The organism is Polaromonas sp. YR568, assembly GCF_943369675.1.
Taxonomy (GTDB): domain Bacteria; phylum Pseudomonadota; class Gammaproteobacteria; order Burkholderiales; family Burkholderiaceae_C; genus Polaromonas.
Genome location: NZ_CALROB020000038.1, coordinates 14,249 through 31,527 on the forward strand (window position 1 = coordinate 14,249; position 17,279 = coordinate 31,527).

Annotated in this window: 22 protein-coding genes; 10 read left to right on the top strand and 12 right to left on the bottom strand. The window is 59.3% G+C overall.

Annotated elements, in window-relative coordinates:
• Positions 1-39: 39 nt before the first annotated feature.
• The 4 genes from ACLV8F_RS18775 to ACLV8F_RS18790 form a co-directional block, all read right to left on the bottom strand.
• Positions 40-1,497, bottom strand: coding sequence for a hypothetical protein (locus tag ACLV8F_RS18775; protein WP_411885718.1), 1,458 nt, complete (start codon positions 1,495-1,497; stop codon positions 40-42).
• A 227-nt stretch (positions 1,498-1,724) separates the two neighbouring features.
• Positions 1,725-2,171 (bottom strand): response regulator, encoded by a 447-nt coding sequence (locus ACLV8F_RS18780; RefSeq protein WP_411885719.1) that lies wholly within the window; start codon positions 2,169-2,171, stop codon positions 1,725-1,727.
• Positions 2,172-2,348: 177 nt separating this feature from the next.
• A complete protein-coding gene (locus tag ACLV8F_RS18785) occupies positions 2,349-2,690 on the bottom strand; it encodes a nuclear transport factor 2 family protein (protein ID WP_411885757.1) in 342 nt (113 codons plus the stop codon).
• Between the two features lie 124 nt (positions 2,691-2,814).
• On the bottom strand, positions 2,815-4,443 hold the full coding sequence (locus ACLV8F_RS18790; RefSeq protein WP_411885720.1) for a Fic family protein: 1,629 nt from the start codon (positions 4,441-4,443) through the stop codon (positions 2,815-2,817).
• 306 nt (positions 4,444-4,749) lie between these two features.
• On the opposite strand from ACLV8F_RS18790, the gene ACLV8F_RS18795 reads away from it, so the two are divergent.
• From ACLV8F_RS18795 to ACLV8F_RS18805, 3 genes are all read left to right on the top strand, one after another.
• Complete coding sequence (locus tag ACLV8F_RS18795; protein WP_411885721.1) at positions 4,750-5,358, top strand: TetR/AcrR family transcriptional regulator; 609 nt, start codon at positions 4,750-4,752, stop codon at positions 5,356-5,358.
• A 143-nt stretch (positions 5,359-5,501) separates the two neighbouring features.
• Entirely contained in the window at positions 5,502-6,206 is a 705-nt protein-coding gene (locus ACLV8F_RS18800; RefSeq protein ID WP_411885722.1) for an SDR family oxidoreductase, read from the top strand.
• A gap of 106 nt (positions 6,207-6,312) precedes the next feature.
• Positions 6,313-6,999: a GAF domain-containing protein gene (locus ACLV8F_RS18805; RefSeq protein WP_411885723.1), complete on the top strand. Its 687-nt coding sequence runs from the start codon at positions 6,313-6,315 to the stop codon at positions 6,997-6,999.
• Positions 7,000-7,050: 51 nt separating this feature from the next.
• On the opposite strand, the gene ACLV8F_RS18810 is transcribed toward ACLV8F_RS18805, so the two are convergent.
• The 4 genes from ACLV8F_RS18810 to ACLV8F_RS18825 form a co-directional block, all read right to left on the bottom strand.
• Positions 7,051-7,272: a glycine zipper 2TM domain-containing protein gene (locus ACLV8F_RS18810; protein ID WP_411885724.1), complete on the bottom strand. Its 222-nt coding sequence runs from the start codon at positions 7,270-7,272 to the stop codon at positions 7,051-7,053.
• Positions 7,273-7,577: 305 nt separating this feature from the next.
• Positions 7,578-8,510, bottom strand: coding sequence for a hypothetical protein (locus ACLV8F_RS18815; RefSeq protein ID WP_411885725.1), 933 nt, complete (start codon positions 8,508-8,510; stop codon positions 7,578-7,580).
• 68 nt (positions 8,511-8,578) lie between these two features.
• Positions 8,579-8,956, bottom strand: coding sequence for a hypothetical protein (locus tag ACLV8F_RS18820; RefSeq protein WP_411885726.1), 378 nt, complete (start codon positions 8,954-8,956; stop codon positions 8,579-8,581).
• Between the two features lie 139 nt (positions 8,957-9,095).
• A complete protein-coding gene (locus ACLV8F_RS18825) occupies positions 9,096-9,446 on the bottom strand; it encodes a response regulator transcription factor (protein WP_411885727.1) in 351 nt (116 codons plus the stop codon).
• 532 nt (positions 9,447-9,978) lie between these two features.
• On the opposite strand from ACLV8F_RS18825, the gene ACLV8F_RS18830 reads away from it, so the two are divergent.
• The 4 genes from ACLV8F_RS18830 to ACLV8F_RS18845 all read left to right on the top strand — a co-directional run bounded on the left by ACLV8F_RS18830 (position 9,979) and on the right by ACLV8F_RS18845 (position 11,721).
• Positions 9,979-10,350, top strand: a complete 372-nt coding sequence (locus tag ACLV8F_RS18830) for a VOC family protein (RefSeq protein WP_411885728.1) — start codon at positions 9,979-9,981, stop codon at positions 10,348-10,350.
• Between the two features lie 138 nt (positions 10,351-10,488).
• Positions 10,489-10,833, top strand: a complete 345-nt coding sequence (locus ACLV8F_RS18835; RefSeq protein ID WP_411885729.1) for a hypothetical protein — start codon at positions 10,489-10,491, stop codon at positions 10,831-10,833.
• Between the two features lie 73 nt (positions 10,834-10,906).
• Positions 10,907-11,302, top strand: coding sequence for a HEAT repeat domain-containing protein (locus ACLV8F_RS18840; RefSeq protein ID WP_411885730.1), 396 nt, complete (start codon positions 10,907-10,909; stop codon positions 11,300-11,302).
• Entirely contained in the window at positions 11,299-11,721 is a 423-nt protein-coding gene (locus tag ACLV8F_RS18845) for a hypothetical protein (RefSeq protein WP_411885731.1), read from the top strand. Before ACLV8F_RS18840 ends, ACLV8F_RS18845 begins: the two co-directional genes overlap by 4 nt.
• A 291-nt stretch (positions 11,722-12,012) precedes the next feature.
• Here ACLV8F_RS18845 and ACLV8F_RS18850 read toward each other — a convergent pair whose 3' ends face one another.
• The 4 genes from ACLV8F_RS18850 to ACLV8F_RS18865 are packed head-to-tail and all read right to left on the bottom strand — an operon-like array spanning position 12,013 to position 14,943.
• Complete coding sequence (locus ACLV8F_RS18850) at positions 12,013-13,224, bottom strand: hypothetical protein (protein WP_411885732.1); 1,212 nt, start codon at positions 13,222-13,224, stop codon at positions 12,013-12,015.
• A gap of 14 nt (positions 13,225-13,238) precedes the next feature.
• Positions 13,239-13,997, bottom strand: coding sequence for a hypothetical protein (locus ACLV8F_RS18855; RefSeq protein ID WP_411885733.1), 759 nt, complete (start codon positions 13,995-13,997; stop codon positions 13,239-13,241).
• A gap of 34 nt (positions 13,998-14,031) precedes the next feature.
• Positions 14,032-14,622, bottom strand: a complete 591-nt coding sequence (locus tag ACLV8F_RS18860) for a hypothetical protein (RefSeq protein ID WP_411885734.1) — start codon at positions 14,620-14,622, stop codon at positions 14,032-14,034.
• Positions 14,623-14,667: 45 nt separating this feature from the next.
• Positions 14,668-14,943, bottom strand: coding sequence for a DnaJ domain-containing protein (locus tag ACLV8F_RS18865; protein ID WP_411885735.1), 276 nt, complete (start codon positions 14,941-14,943; stop codon positions 14,668-14,670).
• A 718-nt stretch (positions 14,944-15,661) separates the two neighbouring features.
• On the opposite strand from ACLV8F_RS18865, the gene ACLV8F_RS18870 reads away from it, so the two are divergent.
• The 3 genes from ACLV8F_RS18870 to ACLV8F_RS18880 all read left to right on the top strand — a co-directional run bounded on the left by ACLV8F_RS18870 (position 15,662) and on the right by ACLV8F_RS18880 (position 17,278).
• Positions 15,662-16,003, top strand: coding sequence for a DUF3892 domain-containing protein (locus ACLV8F_RS18870; RefSeq protein WP_411885736.1), 342 nt, complete (start codon positions 15,662-15,664; stop codon positions 16,001-16,003).
• Between the two features lie 96 nt (positions 16,004-16,099).
• A complete protein-coding gene (locus tag ACLV8F_RS18875; protein ID WP_411885737.1) occupies positions 16,100-16,420 on the top strand; it encodes a hypothetical protein in 321 nt (106 codons plus the stop codon).
• A gap of 108 nt (positions 16,421-16,528) precedes the next feature.
• Positions 16,529-17,278, top strand: coding sequence for a hypothetical protein (locus ACLV8F_RS18880; RefSeq protein WP_411885738.1), 750 nt, complete (start codon positions 16,529-16,531; stop codon positions 17,276-17,278).
• Position 17,279: the final 1 nt, after the last annotated feature.

Here is a 17,279-nt window from a genome sequence, read left to right on the forward strand (position 1 = left end):
TGAGATATGCGGCATAGCGACCAACATATATCGCGTAGATCAAGTTTGATTTTTCTGAGAACTAACCGCAGCGAAAAAATCTTTAGGAGAGCAACACATCGCCATCAGGGTGAAGACAGCAAACACCTCAACACCGATGGGCATATCCAGACTTGAGCGAAGCACCATATCTTCAAACCGTCCTTTTCCGCCATATACACCGTGCCCGATATTTCGCCACATCTCACTCAGCCTTTTTACTGTGTCTGTTGACATCGCCTCAGTTCCCTCCCCCTTAAGCGCCGCAGCAGTTAGATGTGTAATCCAGCCTTTAAAAAACTCCCCTCCCCATTTCTCAAGGTACTTGCTAAGCGCGGGGCTAAGAACGCTTGATTGTTTTTTAATCAAGTTAATCGCCGCGTTAAAGTGCCCCCCACCAAAAAGCCAGTTTCGAATTACTGCCTCACTTCGAGATAAATTTTTCTGCGGCTGACCCCCGTCCATAAGCAAGCTCAGATTCGCAACCTTGTCCAAGAATGCAAAGAATGTGTGCCGCCTTACATAGGGGTTACTCGTTTGCACCAATGCAAGCACGTCCGCAACGATCAAATTGACGTTGGCTGCACACATCAACATCGCTTCCTCATCAAATTCGCCGTCTTCTAGAAAATTCCCCGGATCAGTCGCGTAATCCCATAACCTGTTTGAGCATGCAATAGCGAAGTCAATATAGGCATCCACAACCTTTTTTTGCCACGCGAGCTTTGGAGGCATGGAAACACCGGTGCTTGACAGAGGTGAATGAGAAGGAAACCAGATTTCTAAAGCGTTTTCTCTCATCTGGTGAGGAAAAAACCAATGCTGGGACTTCACCACAAGCAGTTTTGAGTCGAACCTAGAGAAAGGAAGTGCGACTGCAGTCGACCCTAGCACCAATAAGGCATCCACGAGTTGGAGCGGTGCTTGCAAATCGGGGAGTGGACCTCTGACCGTGTCATTTACGCGTTTAGCAGCCTCCGATAGTGAGAGTTTCTTTAAATAGAACAACACCTTACCCAAAGAAATGCGCTTTTGGATTTCCACACTACTCGTCAATGCATATACGCGTTGGACTCCATTGGCTTCCAACCAAGGCACCAGTTTTGTTCGAATAAATTCCAAACGCTTCGATTCAGATTCAAGAAAAAATCGCACCTGCAACTCATACAACTCGCTTAAATACCCGAAATCAGAGAAGAGTGTTATGTGACTTGGCAGAGCCACATACTCACGCGCTTCGTCTTGTAAAACAGCTTTTGTATTGGAAAAAATGTCTTGTGCAAGAGTGGGTGAATCTACATTTAATACTTCACGGGATCGGACAACAAAAGCAGTAGGGGGTGAATCCGCGACTCGGGTGGCGATGAGATCTTGTCCGCTTCTCACGTACTTATAAGGCAGCGCAGATTCCAGAAGTTCAATAACTGCGGAATCGTTCTGGGCCAATGAAAATGCGATGCGAAATGAGTTTGTAGTCATACCATTTAGCACGTTATAACGGGTACAAATTACCGCCTTAGCGGCGGCATCATTATGAGCGCCGCGTCCTTGCTCCGAGTCGACTGCAGCGTGAGTTCAAACACGCCATCCTTTCGTTGGCCGATCAGATTGCCGGCACCTCATTGGCCAGTACATGGCGGGCAGGGTAACTTGGGCGTATTGGGTCAACAACTGGCTACATCGCCCGTACCCAAACACCAAGCCAATCAGTGGCCCACCACCCGAGCCCCCGCAATACTCGCAAACAACGCATCCAGATCCACCGGCTTGACCAGATGCGCGGAGAACGCCGCTTCCGCAGACCGCTTGCGGTCACTCTCCTGCCCATACCCTGAAAGCGCAATCATGGCCGGTGCTTGCGACCCCATGCGCTTGCGCAGTTCGCCGGCGAGTTCATAACCGTCCATGACCTGCAGGCCGATATCGAGGATCGCGATGTCCGGCCCAAAGCCGGGCGCCGCGGCCAGGGCTTCGACGGGGCCGTAGGCGACCAGCACCTCGTGGCCGAACTCCTGCACCAGCGCCCCCAAAGCGTCGGCGGCGTCGGGGTTGTCGTCGACCACCAGTATTTTGGGGGCCGGGCCGCTATCAAGGGACAGCGCGCGTACCTCGTCGCCCGCGTCCTGCGGTTCGACGATGTTGGGAGGGGGCATGGAACTGGCCTGTGCGGTGGTTGCGGGAAACCCGGGAAAGGAACCACCTGGCGGATGGGGGAAGCCCATACTACTGCATTGGCCGAAAGAGGGGCTTGCCCTTGTAATGGGCTGGAAACAGCCTTTGGCGCAGGCCTGTCGGTGTTCTTGCCGCGGCTGTCAGCCGTCCTGCCCAGCCTAAATGACAAAAGCCTGCAGCCCGGCCATCTTCCCGTCCCGAAAGCGCCAGACGTCGCAGTAGTCATGGCGGGTGGCCTTGCCCGCTTCGTCCTTCAAGGTGATCTCGCCGAGCGCCGCGACAAAGTCGTTCTCGGCGATCAGGTGATGGACCTCAAACTTCGGCGGCTCCTGGTATTCGGCCGCCATCCAGTCGCGGACGGCTTGTTTGCCTTTGAGCGTCCTGTCGCCGACGAAGGTCCACTCGGTGTCCTCGGTGCAGAACACCAGGAAGCCTTCGTAATCGCCTTGCAGGATGGCCGCGTTGGCGTTTTGCAGAATTTGTTTGTGGTTCTCTGGCATCGACAAGGCCCCGGTTTGTGTGCTGGTTCCAAAGTCTGCTCGAGTGCGCCCACGGGGCTTTGTCGGTCGCAGGCCGCACGGCTTGTAGGTGACAGGCGTTCGGCGGAGTGCGGCCGGGACGGCATTACATAGAGCCGCCGGCCGGCCTGTACCGGTCGACCACGTCATTCTTCACCGCCCCATCTGCATTGAAGGCCTGCCTGACGGCGCCCACAATGGCTTCCCACACGCCCGCCTGGGCCAGCACCGGCATTTCCTTGGCCAATACATGGCTCAGCTGGTCCTGGTTCTGTTCCATCGACCGCAGAAGCCGGTCGGCCTGGTGGTCGGGCATCTCGACGACTTCCTTGATGGCGGCCCGTGCACGCTGGTGGCTGCGCAGGTATTTCGACTCCTCGCGCATCTGTTCTGTGAGCGTGCGGGCGATCACTTTCGACAGGTACACCACATGCGGCCCCAGGTCGGGATAGCGCCAGGTGGGCCGCGCCAGGTCGTGGGCTTCAAAAACGAAGTTGGAGGTCACGCCATCGGGATAGGTCGTCTGCACCCTGGCAAACTCCACCTGGTCGCGGATGGCCGTCATCAAGGGGCGCGACACACTGTCGAGAATCTGGTCATAGGCGCGCCGCTCGCCCGCATCCGAAGTGATGACCGCCGATACGGGCAGGATCACCGGGTCCGGGACGGCGCCGTCACGGCGCAACACATCGTTGACCAGAAAACGATGGACGCGGCCGTTGCCGTCGGCCATGGGGTGGATGTAGACGAAGGCAAATGCCGCCACCGCGCTGCGCAGGACCGGCGATTGCCCCTGGGAGCGATTCAGAAAAGTCTGCAGGCCGTTCAGCATGTCCTGCAGGTCCACCACGGGCGGCGCCACGTAGTGCACCACCTCCTGGTACCGGACTGTCTCGCCCACAAAGACGGGTGACTGGCGCACGCCGGCCCGCGCCACTGTGGTCATGGGGCCGAGGATTTCCTGCTGCAGTTCCGCCAGGGCGGCATCGCTGAGCGGAAGCGGGCCCTGGCCGGTGCGCCTGGCCATGACATCGGCAAAGCGCTGGATCCGGGTGGCCCGGTCAGCCTCCCCTTCAATGCTGAAGCTGGCTTTGCTTTCACGCAAGGTCATCCAGGCTGCGGCGCGCAACAGCAGTTCTTCGCCGAACTCCGCGGAGAGCGCCCCGAAGAGTGCGGGGATGTCCAATTCCGCGGCGGTATTGACCGCATCCGTCTTGACCACGATGGGGCAAAAAAACCGCGTGCCCGGCAAGTTGTCATTGACTCGCCACCGGGCCACTTTCACCGCCTTGCCGGGGGATGCGGCCAGCAGACTCTTGTCGTCGATCGCATCGACATAGTTGCCCCCCAGGTTCTCCGGGACCTGCAGCTCTTCGCCGGTGAGCCACTCATAGAAAAAAGCGGCACGGCGTGCATACATCCCGGTGGGCTCTCGCAAGACCCACGTCTGTAACGGGGCTGGACCGGTCACCTTAAAAAGCCTGGCCATGAATTCCAGGTGCGGCACTTCATGACGCAGATGGAAATACAAGTGGCCTGCAAATTCCGCAGGGGGACGCATTCTTTCGGGGAAGGTTTCCAGGCGGAAGCCGCCATCTACCCGGGTTGCGCGCCTGTGGCCGATCTGGCTCATGACGGGAAGACGCGCCAGCGGGCGGACGTCAAATTCACCGGCCAGCCAGGCCGCCCCGATCGGGTCGTCGGGGAAGGGATATGGGTCGAAATCGTTCATCATGCTGCGGCTACTAGAGATGCTCAAAAATGATTAGAAATGCGTTCGGTGGGCTTTAGTGGGTTTTGGAGGTTTAATTTTGATTACAAATTTTGATTTTTACCCAAAAACGATTATTTAGCCACATGAAGTTTTGGTGAGTACTGGGGTTTCCGAAGACCTCAGTGGACCGCTCCCCGCTTTTAATCTGCGTCCATCTGCGTAATCTGCGGATGAAATCTTGATCCACAGATTTCGCAGATTTGCGCAGATTGAAGACGGGCTTCGCGCCCTAAAACCCCGCCCATGCATGCTTTTGCCAAAAAATGTATGATGATCGTCATGCGAAACCCACAATCCAACGCAAGAACCGCCGCCAAAGAGGCCTCCCACGACCGCATCGTGTCTGTCGCCGCGCGGGCGATACGCCGCAGCGGCTATGGCGGCACGGGTGTGGCCGACATCATGAAAGAGGCCGGGCTGACGCATGGCGCTTTCTACGCCCACTTTGAGTCGCGCGAGGCCATGCTGGCGGAAGCGGCGACGCGGGCCTGCAGCGAGTCGGCCGCGCGGGTGGCCGGCGGTGTGGCCGCCGTGCCGCCGGAACAGGCTTTGGCCGCCCTGATCGGCGGCTACCTTTCGCGCGAGCATGTGGAGAGCGCCGAGATGGGCTGCCCGCTGGTGGCGCTGGGCTCCGAGACGCCGCGCCAGGCGCCCGAGGTGCGCCGCGCGACCACCCGCCACGTCAAGGAAATGATTGACCTGGTGGCCCGCCAGTCGCCGGACTGGGGCCAGCCCGGCGCGCATGAACGGGCGCTGGTGACGCTCTCGACCATGGTGGGCACCCTGCTGCTGGCGCGCGCGGTGGATGACGCCGCGCTGGCCGACAGCCTGTGCGAGGCTGCGGTGAAGCAGCTTGTGCCCACACTCGCCGCCTGAATCCCCTTTGGCCATGAATTTCCTTTGTTTTTTGCTCGTCCTTAAATATGATGACCGTCATGCGAAAAGGCAAAACCCGGCAATCCGCTGAACCTGTGTGTCCCTAATCCCTTAACCCCTTAACTTTTACCTGGAGTGTGTTTATGAAGATCAAAGATGCTGTTGTCCTCGTCACCGGCGCCAATCGCGGCATTGGCCAGGCGTTCGCGCGTGAGCTGCTGGCCCGCGGCGCGCGCAAGGTGTATGCCGGCGCGCGCGATCCCGCCAGCGTCAAGCTGCCGGGCGTGCAGGCCCTGAAGCTGGACGTGACCAAGCCGGAAGAAGTGGCTGCCGCCGCGGCGCTGGCTTCGGACGTCACGCTGGTCATCAACAATGCCGGCGTCGGCCAGCCCGGCGGTTTCCTGGCTGCCGACAGCGAAGACACCAGCCGCCGCATGCTGGAGACCAACTTCTACGGCGTGCTGCGCATGAGCAAGGCCTTCGCGCCGGTGCTCAAGGCCAACGGCGGCGGCGGGCTGCTGAATGTGCTGTCCATCGTGTCGTGGGTGAACGGCGGGGAACTGGCGGCCTATGCGGCCAGCAAGTCGGCGGCCTGGTCGCTGACGAATTCATTGCGCCATGAACTGGCGGCGCAGAAGACGCAGGTGCTGGGCCTGCACATGGGTTATGTCGATACCGACCTGATCCGCGACTTCGACGTGCCCAAGACCAGCCCCGAGGACATCGTCAAGCCCGCGCTGGACGGGCTGGAAGCCGGCGCCGATGAAGTACTGGCCGACGAGCTGACCCAGCAGGTCAAGGCCGGCCTGACGGCGGCGCGGCCCAGCTACCTGCCGCAGGCGGCCTGAGCTGAAGGCGCACGGTGGGGCGCATAATCGCTCCACCCATCAGCTGCGCCATTGACGCCGTCGCTCCAGAGTTGTTCTGGCTGCTGGACACCCAAAGAGGCGCCCCATGCAACCGCAACCCTTCGCCATCGACATGGCCGGCATCCCGCCGGCCATCCAGCAGGTCATTGCCAACCATTTGCTGAACGAGCGGCCCTCGCGGGCGCCCGACTACAAAGCCGAGGTAGAAGCCACCACCGAAGTCATCAAGGCGCTAAGGGAAAGCCCCACCTCCGTGCTGACCACCCTGTCGCATGCGGTCCAACGGCTGACGGGCGCGGATTCGGCCGGTGTGAGCCTGTCCGGGCGCGACGACGGCAACCGGATACTGCTGTGGCAGGCGGCGGTGGGACTGTTTGAAAAATACCTGGGGAGTGTGGTGCCGCACAGCGAAAGCCCATGCGGATCTGTGCTGGAGACAGACACGCTCACGCTGATGGTCAACCCGGCAAAGGCCTATAAAACCGCCGCGCAAATCGACCCGCCCATGCGGGAGGTGTTGCTGGTGCCCTTCCACGTCGACGGGCGTGTCGCGGGCACGGTGTGGATCATTTCGCAAAGCGCCAAGACCTTTGACGCGGAAGACGCGCGGCTGGCCACCCATATTTCAGAGCTGGCGGCGCTGGCCTACCAGGTGCTGACGCGACTGGGCGACATGGAACTGCTGAGCCGCACGGTGCAACTGGCCGCCGACAGCCACTTCATGCAGCGCCCGCTGGCACCGGCACGCAAAGCCGCATCAACCACTGCCTGACAACACCGCGCCCCGGCGCGCGAACGGGCCGGGGCGCGGGCTGGTCAAGGCTTATTGTTTTGGCTTGCTGACCTGGTTGCCGATCACGCCGCCGACAGCGGCGCCGCCCACAACACCGAGGGTGCTACCGCCGGTCAATACGCCGCCGGCCACACCGCCCACGCCCGCGCCGATGGCGGTGTTACGGTCCTGGGTCGACATGCCGGCGCAACCCGTGAGGGCGGCCAGTGCGATGGCGGCTGCGCAGATTGCGCCTTTTTTGATTCCAATCATTTCGATCTCCTTCAGTAAGTGGATGAAAGTGCTTGAAGAGCAAATGCCTTGATCACACGGGCGATCACGCCATCAGGCCTTCGTCACATCAGCGAATCGCCACCGTTTTTGCGATACACATCACGGCGATGGCTTTCCTTTGCTGGTGTGTCCATGCTAGGGCGCTGCCTGCTTTTACCTGTAGGACGAAGGCGCTACAAAGGTCAGCGCTCCGCCCGATTTCGCAGAGGGAATTTGGTACGCAAAAGCGGGGCCGGGCGCTTGCGCGAGCGCGGCCCCGGCTTTTTGCGTTAAAGGGCTCAGTGCTACAGAAGCGGTGCGTCCGGCCAGTTGCCTGCCTGCGCGCGCAGCAGGTTCGCGTTCGGCGCATGGAGCGCGGGCGCTGGGCCCCGCAGCCGTGGCGCGGCCGTTTCCACACCCGTATTCAAGGCCATCGCCTTGAGCGAACTGCGCGCCTTGTTGATCTTGTCGAGCTGCTCCTGGGCCGCGTCGCGCCTTCTTTCGAAATTGGCGATGAAGCTCTCGAGCTTGGTGAACTCGTCGGCGGTTTTGGAGGCCGCCAGCTGCACGTTGAGCTCCTTCAGGCGGTTGTTGAACACCACGATCTGGTCGAAGTACTGCGTGGCGCTGTCGATGAGGCCGGCCCGCGCGGCCTCTCCTTCGGAAAAATGCACCTCGTAACAGATGTTGAGCTGGTTGATGTACTCGCTGGTGAAGAACTCCGTCGACTTGAAGGTTTCGTTGGAAACGCTCAGGAACAGGTGCAGGCCGGCCAGCACGGGAAAGTGCTCCTGCTTGGCCACACGCTTGGTTTCAGAGACCACGTCGAAGGTGCCCAGGATGGACGCGACGGCGTCAAACACCCTGGCGACAACCAGTTGCTGGTTGGCCACCAGGGCCGCCGCGCCTTCGCCGATCTTGGCGACCACCTTGGGCTCGGCCCCCTTGACGTCTTTCGAGTCCTTGCTCTCGCCGAGCAGCACCTTGGCGACGGCGCCTATGATTTTGTTGATGTTCTCCAGGGACCATTTGCTGGTGTTCTGGAACTCCTGGTATTCGTTGGCCAGGTAGGGGCTGTGGTCGAACTTGGTCTCCTTGTAGTAGGTGTTGATCTGCTCCTTGAGCTTGACGACCAGCTCTTTCTGGATCTTGTCGCCGTCCTGGCGCCGCGCGTTCATGTACTCGCGGAATTTGGCGTCGTTGGCTTCCTTGTCCTTGATGTCGGTTGACTGGCCCATGATGGTTACCCCTTGTGCTGAAAGTTGATGTGAAAAACTGAACTGGATGAAAGCGGCCGCGGCGGGGATCAGCACCCGTAGACGTGGACGGCGTGGCCCTGGTTGACTTTCTCGCAGGCCAGTAGCTGGTTCTTGGGATGGCTGCCCTTGGCATAAATCGTCACATGCCTGCCGTCGCGGTCCAGGTGGCAACCTTTCTGGATCTCGATGTGGTTGCAGGCACGCAGGACATTGATGCCCGTGTCGGTGTCGGTGACGCCGGAATCCTTCCTGCCCTTCAGAAACGTCTCGACCTGCTTTTTGGTATAGGGGCGCGCGCCGCCGGGGTAGTTCAGGTCGTTGTTGTCGCCCTGGTCCCAGCCCGGCTTGAACACCACTTCCTGGGCCGCCATGGCCGGCCCGCAGAGCAGCGCGGCCAGCAGCACCGGCAAAACTTTTTTCATCATCTTGGTTTCTCCCCGAATGCCTACTCTTTAACGTTTTTCGGCAAGCCCGGTTTCATCAGGTATTGATGCAACGCTATGAATGCTAGGCAGCGCACCGCGCGGGAGAAATACTTAAAACAGCGTATCTTTGGGCGCGTGTTCAAGGCGGCCGTTTGCCGCGTATGTGCTGGCGGTGCGTTTGAACGGTATAGGTGCTCAGGCCCAGGTGCCGCGCGATCCGGGCGCTGGTCCAGCCCCGCTGCAACAGGTGAACGATCTCCTGCTCCCTGCAAGTCAGGACGCGTTCGCTGTCGCCGCCTGCATAGCGGGCGAGCTCGCTCACGCGGTTCACGTCCAGCCTGGCATAGATGTGTTCACGGTGTTTGGCGACCGTGGCCGGGCTGATGTGCAGCGCGCGGGCCACCTCCTTGCTTGAACGGCCTTTGAGGAGTTCAAAAAAAATCGCCCGCTGCCTGTCGGTGAGTTGCGGCAATGGCGCATGTCCCGGCATATCGCACCTGGTTCGAAGTTGATCACGCAAGCAAGCGCAACCCGGGGCAAGTCCCGTGACGCGGCTTGGGTGAAGGGTGTCGGCGTGAGAGAGGCGGCATGGCCTCACACTTGCACCAAGTGCGTCACCGCGCCACCCCCTGATCAGGGGAGCGCGGCACAGGCGCGGCGCAGCGCAGAGGTGAAGCAAACGAAATGTTTAGCGCGGCGCTTCATGTATCGGCATACCCCGCGCGCCGGCCTGGCCGGGGTGGCGACGGCTTCAGGAAATCCCTGGAGGGCCATGCGATCAAACGTGCGGAGGCCGATGCGCCGTGCCGGCGGTGTAATCCGCGGCGTAATGGCCTGTAATCTCTTTTGTTGCGTACAGGTCACGCCATGGCCGCGCTCAAAGCATGACACATACGCCCCGCGCCATCAGCGGCCTGCACACCGCGTGGGACAAAGATATCCCGGCGCTTGCGCATGGTGTGCGCCGGGGTTCGACTAACATTCCACGTCAAAACCCAAACCGTGGGCAAGCAACACTTCATATGCAAACACCCCTGGGCACCGTCATCCTCTATGCACGCGACATGAAAAAGTCCGCTGGCTTCTACGCCCGCCATTTCGGTTTCACCACGACCGGTGAAGTCAGCGAGGGCCTGATCGAGCTGCGCGCCCCTGCAAGCGGCGCCGGGATACTGATCCACCAGGCCGCCAAATCCGTGAAGCTTGGACAGGCGGGTGTGAAGCTGGTGTTCCATGTGAAAGACGTCGTGGCCTTTGTGGCCGAAGCAGCGGAGCGGGGCCTCAAGTTCGGCGCCGTCCATGAGGCCAACGGCTATTCATTCGCCAATGCCAAGGACCCGGACGGGAATTCGGTGAGTGTTTCGAGCCGGGCGTATCGCCAGGCCTCCCATTGATTGAATTCTTCAGGGCGGGGTTTTGCGCAGGGAGCGCGAATGAATGATCGCCGGCGACAATTTAATGGGCTGATCCACGCGAGCGCAAAAAAATCAGCCAGTCACCTTTAATCTGGCGAACTGAAATACTTGATCTTTATGGGACCTCATCGCGCCAACATCATCAATACGCTGCAGTTGATCGCAGCGCCGTCGCAGCAACTTGAGTATCAAGAAAAGGCAGCACTGATCAATGTGGCGACAGAACTGGTCAACCAATGGTTTGACGACTTCTACCATCCGGGTGACGCAAAATTTGACGCCGAATTTTCACCGCACGAGCTTGAGGTGTTGGCGGACTTCAACCAGTTCTACGATGTGCGGGTATCGCGGCTTCCCGATCAGCTCTCCGAGATGCTTGAATCACCTGTCTGGCTTGAAGTCATGGCTACAGCGAACGGCATTCTGCGCGCCCACAACTGGCTTGGGGTGAAGGCAGAATGAGCGCAAGCGGTCGCTGAACCGGCGACTCCGGCAAAACCCCGACCAACAGTTCCGCTCCCACGTCAGGTACCCCATGAACCTCAATGACTGGAATGAAATCGTGTCAGGCCTCAGCAACCCTGATGTGCCCACCTGCGTGGAAGCGGCCTCAAAGCTTTATGCCCGCGCGGCGCCGGAAGACATTCCACAGCTGCTGCCACTGCTGGAAAGCGATGATTTTTTTGTGCGCGAAGCGGCGGCATGGCCCCTCGCGGCGCTCGCTGGGCCTGCCGCCCTGCCGCAACTCCTTAAGGCGTACCAGAGAGGCTTCGATGAAGGCCATGACAATGACGGCTTCTCCGCGGCCTTGCTGGAAATCCCGGCGCTGTTTGGCCCGGAGGCCGCGCGCGTGATTGCCGAATTAGCCGAGACCACTGAAGGAGAAATCAGAAGCCACGCGCTGTGGCTGCTGGAGTTTTGCGAAGCATGAACCGCCAATCCATCTGGCTTGCCATGTCCTACGCATGGACCGAAATTGGCCTGGATACCAGCGAATATCCAGGACTAGCCGCCGTGATCGATGCTGCAGAACATGAGCTGGACGCCTTTGATGGGGAGGCTCTGGGAGTTGTATGCGGAGCGTTCGCGCTCAATACGCTGCTGAATCTCGCAACCTTGGGCATGTCAATGCCCGATTGGGGCTACGACGATGAGTACGTTATCAAAAAGGTGCAGAAATGGCGCAATCGCCCGCTGATCCTGAGCCTGCTCAATCCTCTGTGGCTGGCAGGGCATCCGCTAATCACTATTTTGGTCCTTGGTGTCTGGTGGAAATTGCGGAAAGCCGTTGTCGAGAATATAAAAGCCCGCGATGAAAAAGCGGTGCCTGTCAATCAGACGAAGGTTTAGCGCCTCTGAAGCATGCATTCAGTGCCGCTCAACCCCACTCCGACAAGCGCGCCGACACCAGCCCGAACCGCCGCCCGTAGCGCGCGCCCAGCGTCTCGTCATGCGTAACCCGCACAAACGCCGGGCTGAATCGCGCACGAATCGCAGCGTCAAGCTTGGTTGACGGCCGCTGGCCCTCACCCCTGCCCTCTCCCAGGAGGAGAGGGAGCGAAGTCCCGGGGAGCGGGGTGAGAATCCGCCTAAATCGAAGAAAACCCATCAACCCCGCGTTCCCGCCACCGCAGGCCCCCCCTATTGCACATGGCATTCCCGCCGCAGCAAGGCCAGCGCGTCGTGGAGCGCATGGACGGCATCGCTTTGCAGCGTGGCCTGTGCCTCTTCCACAAAGTCGTCCCACAAGCTGGCGTAGGCGTCCTGGTGCTGCACCGGTGCGTGGTCCACGATGTACTGGTGGGCCAGCGCGGGCTTGAAACCGGATTTGCGGATCTTGCGCAGCAGGGTCATGGCGCTTTTTTCGGTCAGCACGGTCTTGGGTGCGGAACCGGCGGCCACGCACAGGAACAGGGTCAACAGCGAACCATCGTCGGCATTGCCGCCGGTCACCTTGCTCCACACGGCGGATGCCTGGCGGTCATGGTGATCGACCTCGTTCAGGCCGTCTTCCACCCAGAAATACCGGCCCATGAAGGCCGGGCTGCGGTCAAACAGCTGGCGCGGCGGCAAGGCCGGATCAAGTATTTTCGGCGCGTCGGCCATCACGGACTGCCGCACCGCCTCCACCACATCCCGCAGGTGGGCGGGCAGCTTTTGCGGAACGGCGAGCGGCAGCGCGGCCGGGGCAGCCGCGTGTTTTTTGCGCAAGGCGGCGATCATTTTTTCGAACGTGACCCAGTCGGGCATCTCGGTGCGGCCTGCCGCCGGCACCAGCAAGGCGGTGCGAATCACCGCTTCGGCATCCTTGCCCGCTTCTTCGAGTTCATCGGCGTCCATGCCCAGCTCGCCGGCCAGCCAGACGGCCGCATCCATCACCTGCGCCACCTGGCTGCGCCTGGCCAGTTCGGCCTGGTAGTCGGCCAGGCTGCGCAGCGACCATTTGGCCAGCTGCGGAATGTGCGCGTCGGTGAAGCCGCCGCGTTCATTCATGCCGAAGTGGCTGTTTTGCGGCATGGCGATCAGGGCCTTGAGCATGTCCGAGCCGCCCTTGGAGCGCGACAGCAGCGAGAAATCGCGCAGCGATTCAGCCGCCTGCCGGAGGTCGCCCTGGCAGGAATTTTCGAGGTACAGGCTGACCAGGTTCACCATGCGGTCGCGGGCTTTTTCAAGGTCCGGGCGCAAAAACTCATTGCCGAAATAACGCGCGATCTGCACCATGCCCTTGGGGCCGTCAACCCGCATGGCTTCGATTTTTTCGGCACCGATGATGCCGTGCTGCACGCCGTACTGCAGCGCCTTCTCAAAAAAGGCGCGCGTATCGTAGAGCGAGAGGGCGGAAGGCGAAGTCATGGGCGTTTGCAAGTTCAGATCGCCGATTCCTCGTCGGACTCGCGCGCCGTCGGTGTGGCCTTGCCGCGGTCGGTGTCGCCGGTCTCGACCTTGCCGTCGTCCTGCACATCGTCGTCGTTCTCATCCTCTTCATCGGAAACCGCCTTGTGGGCACTCGCCTTGGCGCGCAGCACCATCAGCATTTCAATGAACAGGTCCGGCAGTTCGTAACGCAGCAGCCAGGCCAGCTGCATCCAGTCCTGGTCGGCGATCTCCTCCTGCCGGACACGCGGTTTTTCGTAGGCCGAGGCCAGCAGGGCGGACTGCGACAGCATCTTGCCGTACTCGTCGGCCGGCTCAAAGCCGCCGCTGCGCGCAAAGCCCTCGAGGCGGCTCCACTGGTCGGAAAAATAATCGGCGAGGGCTTCGCTGCCGCCTTCCAGGTCGCCGATCGCGGTGAGAAATTCCAGCGGGTCCGCGTCCTCGCGGAAGATCACCGCGTTGACCATGCCGCGCAGGTGCGTGCGGGTCAGGTCCTTGTAGAGTTTTTCAATCACCACGGCGCGGGCAAACTGCGCGGGCGTGACCAGCAGGCCGACCACCGACTCTTTGGAGTTGTCGTACTCGCGAATGACGGCCAGGACGTCCTTGGGCGGCAACTGCTCCAGCACCACCATCAGCGCCGCATCACCTTCGTCGTCGGCCAGCGCCACCAGCGCAGCCTCGGCGCCGACGATGTCGCCGGCCGCAATCAGGCTTTGGGTTTTTGCTATCAGGGCGAGATGTTTCGTCATCGGGGGTTTACCTTCCAGGTCATGCTTGCTTGCGTCAGTCTTTGGCGTCAAAGCCCTGCTGGACCAACCAGTCGGAACCCGCCTCGTGGCGCGCCCGGGCATCGCCGCTTTGCTCACGCTCGTCATCGCCCTCAAACACCACCAGGGTGCCGTCGCCGTTCCCATCGCCGTCTTCGTCTTCGTCGCCATCGCCGTCGTCATCTTCGGCGCTCACGATGGACGCGGCCACCGGCAGGCCCGCCATGTATTCCAGCCCCGCCGTCAGCGTGAGGAACTTCTCCCCGCCGGGCGCCTGCAAAACGATGTGGGCCAGGTCCTGGGCCCAGGGCGCCAACGCAAAGCCGCCCGACAGGCTGCTCCAGGCCGGAAAGCCATCGGCATCGTGGCTGTCGTGACTGAGCAGGTGTTCCATCACGGTTTTTTCCGTGAAATCAAAACCCTGGTGAAACACCACCGCCACCATCTCGGGGCTGGTGTCCATCATCTGGACCAGAAAGGCCATCTCCTGGCGCTTGCCGGCCAGGCGCTGGTGCAGCACGTCGCACCCCTCGGAGTCGAATCGCAGGTCATCCATCTCGGACTGGTAAGCCGAGCGCAGGTCGAGGAAGTACGGGGAGATGCTCATGCTGACAGGTTTTTCATGGGGTGTTCTTCTTGGGGCCGGCAAGGGTCACAGGAGCGGGTTGAAATAATCGGCCCAGATGGCACGCGCCGTGTCTATCGGGCTGTCCAGCAGGTTGCGCCGGCGGTTGTCGTCATAGGCCTGGCGCTTGTCCGCATCCGACAGCACCTCATAGGCCTGCTGCACCAGCCTGAAACGCCCGGGCGCCTCGGGGTCGGCATTTTTGTCCGGATGCCAGAAGGAAGCCTTCTGGCGAAAGGCTTTTTTGACATCGGCCAGCGTTGCGGCGCTGTCCAGCCCGAGGGCGGTGTAATGGTCAGTCATGCGAGGGTGCTGTGTCCTGGACCGGAGGCAGGGAACTGCACGGCATGTTGAAAGACTCACGAAGTGAGGGGATACGCCTGCGCGCGGGGCGGAGGGATCAAGGATTATGCCTGTCTGGTGCCATTCAGGCCGGCGGCCGGTAAATGGCCTTGTACCGTATTTCAGGACATCAGCAGCATCAGCTTACCGGTGGTGGCGCGGCTTGCCATACAGGACGAAGCTATTGAGAGGCCCTCTTGGGGACTACTTTTAAAGCTGCCGGCTTGTTTACCGGGTTGTCCACAAGTAACGAACAACGACGATGGCACAGCAATCATGGGCTTCTCAGCCTTAAAAACGATGGGGATCCGCATAAATAAAGGCCCCGCAGCCGTACTTGCAATGCCGAAGCGGCTTTTGAAATGATCAAAGCAGTCAACTATCCACAAGGGGGCGATACACTACCTATAGTGTGTTGTATTCCGCTCGCACCCTAGGTATAGTGTCTAAGCCCTAATTGGATTTTGTAGAGTTAGGGTGACCAAAACGACAAAAGCCAAGGTGGTTCAGACCTTGGCTTTTGCGCCCAAACCGTTGAACAGCTCGGGATGGGTCAGATCATTGAAGATCGCTGACGCATGGTGATTCTGACAGATTTGAGGTTGGCCAGCTGCTCTTTTTGAAACGAAAAACATCCCGTTCGTAGTTTCTCTTTTTGGCCATTGGCCAGGAGCCTGTCATGACAATCGACGTTGAAATCAAATATGTCACCAAAAACCCACGCATGGATCCGCATTTGGCTATCCAAAGAGTGGGGGGCGTTAACCTCGACGGCCGAGTGTGGAGCCTCACCCTCCCGGAAGCGGTAAACGGCGCACGAAATGGAACCTACCATTTCTGGGCCGCCGGGGCGGGGGGAAGCCCATCCGCATGGGTTGAGCCACAGATCAGCGCATCTGGGAACTGGTATCTCAAAACAGTTGCTGACGGCATTTTCGCTGACAACCTGCTCAGTCTCCCTGATTTTCCTGGTGCGCCCGCAAACGTGCTTGCTCAACTAGCTGCAGGCTTGCGGATTTAGCGAAGGTACGGCCTCTGATGGCCGCGCTTATTTCGCATGCAAAAAACCTATCCCCTCGCGGATAGGTTCCCCTCATATTAAGCAATGGAGAGTGCCATGTTAAAGATTACCGGACTCAATGAGCTTTCGAAAAAACTTGATCGCCTAGCTAACAATGCAAAAAAGCTGAACGGGCAACATCGTATCCCCGTCAGCGAGTTACTGACCCCTGCATTTGTGTCTAGTCACACCAAATTTTCGAATGCACAGGAACTGTTTGATGCAAGCGGATTTAAGGTCGAAAAAGAAGGTGATTTTGCCGCTATACCCGATGATCAATGGGATACGTTCATTCGCTCAATCTCTTCATTTCCCGACTGGAAGGCAATGATGGGCGCTGCCGCTGGAGAATGGGCAAAGAGGCGCCTAGCTCTATAAGAGTTCCCAGTGCCGCACATAAAACGTTGTTAAAAATGCCCCTTCGCCATTCTCTTTTTAATCGCGAATGGAGCGTATTGTTGGTGTCACTATAAAGAGGAGGCGCATATGGTTCTACCCATAGAGGAGCGAGCTAAATTCTTTGTTTTCGTGATTGAATCGCCGTCTGCCGCTGATCTGTATAACCGTCGTAGCGAAGGCGAATTGATTCGACGAGCGGTTGAACTGAACAGAATTCCTTGCCAAGTACGAACAGCAATATCGTTGCAGATACTGGAAGCTTGCCTTGTGGTGGGGCTATCAGAGGCAATGCGGGCATTTCCTGGGTACATTCCTTTGCTCCATATCAGTGCACATGGAGATGAAGATGGCATTCAACTCTCTGATGGACACATCATTAATTGGAATGCCCTTCAATCTTTGTTGCGCCCAATTAATCAAGCGTTAAATGGAACTCTTATAGTCTGCATGTCTAGCTGCTCGGGTTACATGGGGGTTCGCATGGCTATGTGCGAGCTCGAAGGACCTCTTCCGTACTATGCTCTTATAGGCTGCGGTGGCGCGCCAACTTGGTCTGACACTGCTGTCGCGTTTGCGACGCTTTACCATCAGTTGCATATCGGGGAACACATTGATACAGCCGTCCAGGCGATGCGAGTAGCTTCTGGAAATTCTCAGTTCTGGATACAACACGCTGAAACCTCTCGTCGGGGATATATTGAGCACCTCACTCGCAACACCGAAGTTGAAACAGTTCAAACAAATCTCGAAAAACTTGAAGAGGTCGCTCTTAACGCGGATCAGGAGGAAGTGAAAATTGTCAAAACCACCAACGCTGTCAAGGCTTTCGTTTCGTGAT

What these genes read in the sequence shown, in the direction of transcription:
- ACLV8F_RS18775 (WP_411885718.1), bottom strand. Translation starts at nt 1,497, where the DNA reads ATGACTACAAACTCATTTCGCATCGCATTTTCATTGGCCCAGAACGAT.
- ACLV8F_RS18780 (WP_411885719.1), bottom strand. Translation starts at nt 2,171, where the DNA reads ATGCCCCCTCCCAACATCGTCGAACCGCAGGACGCGGGCGACGAGGTA.
- ACLV8F_RS18785 (WP_411885757.1), bottom strand. Translation starts at nt 2,690, where the DNA reads ATGCCAGAGAACCACAAACAAATTCTGCAAAACGCCAACGCGGCCATC.
- ACLV8F_RS18790 (WP_411885720.1), bottom strand. Translation starts at nt 4,443, where the DNA reads ATGATGAACGATTTCGACCCATATCCCTTCCCCGACGACCCGATCGGG.
- ACLV8F_RS18795 (WP_411885721.1), top strand. Translation starts at nt 4,750, where the DNA reads ATGATGATCGTCATGCGAAACCCACAATCCAACGCAAGAACCGCCGCC.
- ACLV8F_RS18800 (WP_411885722.1), top strand. Translation starts at nt 5,502, where the DNA reads ATGAAGATCAAAGATGCTGTTGTCCTCGTCACCGGCGCCAATCGCGGC.
- ACLV8F_RS18805 (WP_411885723.1), top strand. Translation starts at nt 6,313, where the DNA reads ATGCAACCGCAACCCTTCGCCATCGACATGGCCGGCATCCCGCCGGCC.
- ACLV8F_RS18810 (WP_411885724.1), bottom strand. Translation starts at nt 7,272, where the DNA reads ATGATTGGAATCAAAAAAGGCGCAATCTGCGCAGCCGCCATCGCACTG.
- ACLV8F_RS18815 (WP_411885725.1), bottom strand. Translation starts at nt 8,510, where the DNA reads ATGGGCCAGTCAACCGACATCAAGGACAAGGAAGCCAACGACGCCAAA.
- ACLV8F_RS18820 (WP_411885726.1), bottom strand. Translation starts at nt 8,956, where the DNA reads ATGATGAAAAAAGTTTTGCCGGTGCTGCTGGCCGCGCTGCTCTGCGGG.
- ACLV8F_RS18825 (WP_411885727.1), bottom strand. Translation starts at nt 9,446, where the DNA reads ATGCCGGGACATGCGCCATTGCCGCAACTCACCGACAGGCAGCGGGCG.
- ACLV8F_RS18830 (WP_411885728.1), top strand. Translation starts at nt 9,979, where the DNA reads ATGCAAACACCCCTGGGCACCGTCATCCTCTATGCACGCGACATGAAA.
- ACLV8F_RS18835 (WP_411885729.1), top strand. Translation starts at nt 10,489, where the DNA reads ATGGGACCTCATCGCGCCAACATCATCAATACGCTGCAGTTGATCGCA.
- ACLV8F_RS18840 (WP_411885730.1), top strand. Translation starts at nt 10,907, where the DNA reads ATGAACCTCAATGACTGGAATGAAATCGTGTCAGGCCTCAGCAACCCT.
- ACLV8F_RS18845 (WP_411885731.1), top strand. Translation starts at nt 11,299, where the DNA reads ATGAACCGCCAATCCATCTGGCTTGCCATGTCCTACGCATGGACCGAA.
- ACLV8F_RS18850 (WP_411885732.1), bottom strand. Translation starts at nt 13,224, where the DNA reads ATGACTTCGCCTTCCGCCCTCTCGCTCTACGATACGCGCGCCTTTTTT.
- ACLV8F_RS18855 (WP_411885733.1), bottom strand. Translation starts at nt 13,997, where the DNA reads ATGACGAAACATCTCGCCCTGATAGCAAAAACCCAAAGCCTGATTGCG.
- ACLV8F_RS18860 (WP_411885734.1), bottom strand. Translation starts at nt 14,622, where the DNA reads ATGAGCATCTCCCCGTACTTCCTCGACCTGCGCTCGGCTTACCAGTCC.
- ACLV8F_RS18865 (WP_411885735.1), bottom strand. Translation starts at nt 14,943, where the DNA reads ATGACTGACCATTACACCGCCCTCGGGCTGGACAGCGCCGCAACGCTG.
- ACLV8F_RS18870 (WP_411885736.1), top strand. Translation starts at nt 15,662, where the DNA reads ATGACAATCGACGTTGAAATCAAATATGTCACCAAAAACCCACGCATG.
- ACLV8F_RS18875 (WP_411885737.1), top strand. Translation starts at nt 16,100, where the DNA reads ATGTTAAAGATTACCGGACTCAATGAGCTTTCGAAAAAACTTGATCGC.
- ACLV8F_RS18880 (WP_411885738.1), top strand. Translation starts at nt 16,529, where the DNA reads ATGGTTCTACCCATAGAGGAGCGAGCTAAATTCTTTGTTTTCGTGATT.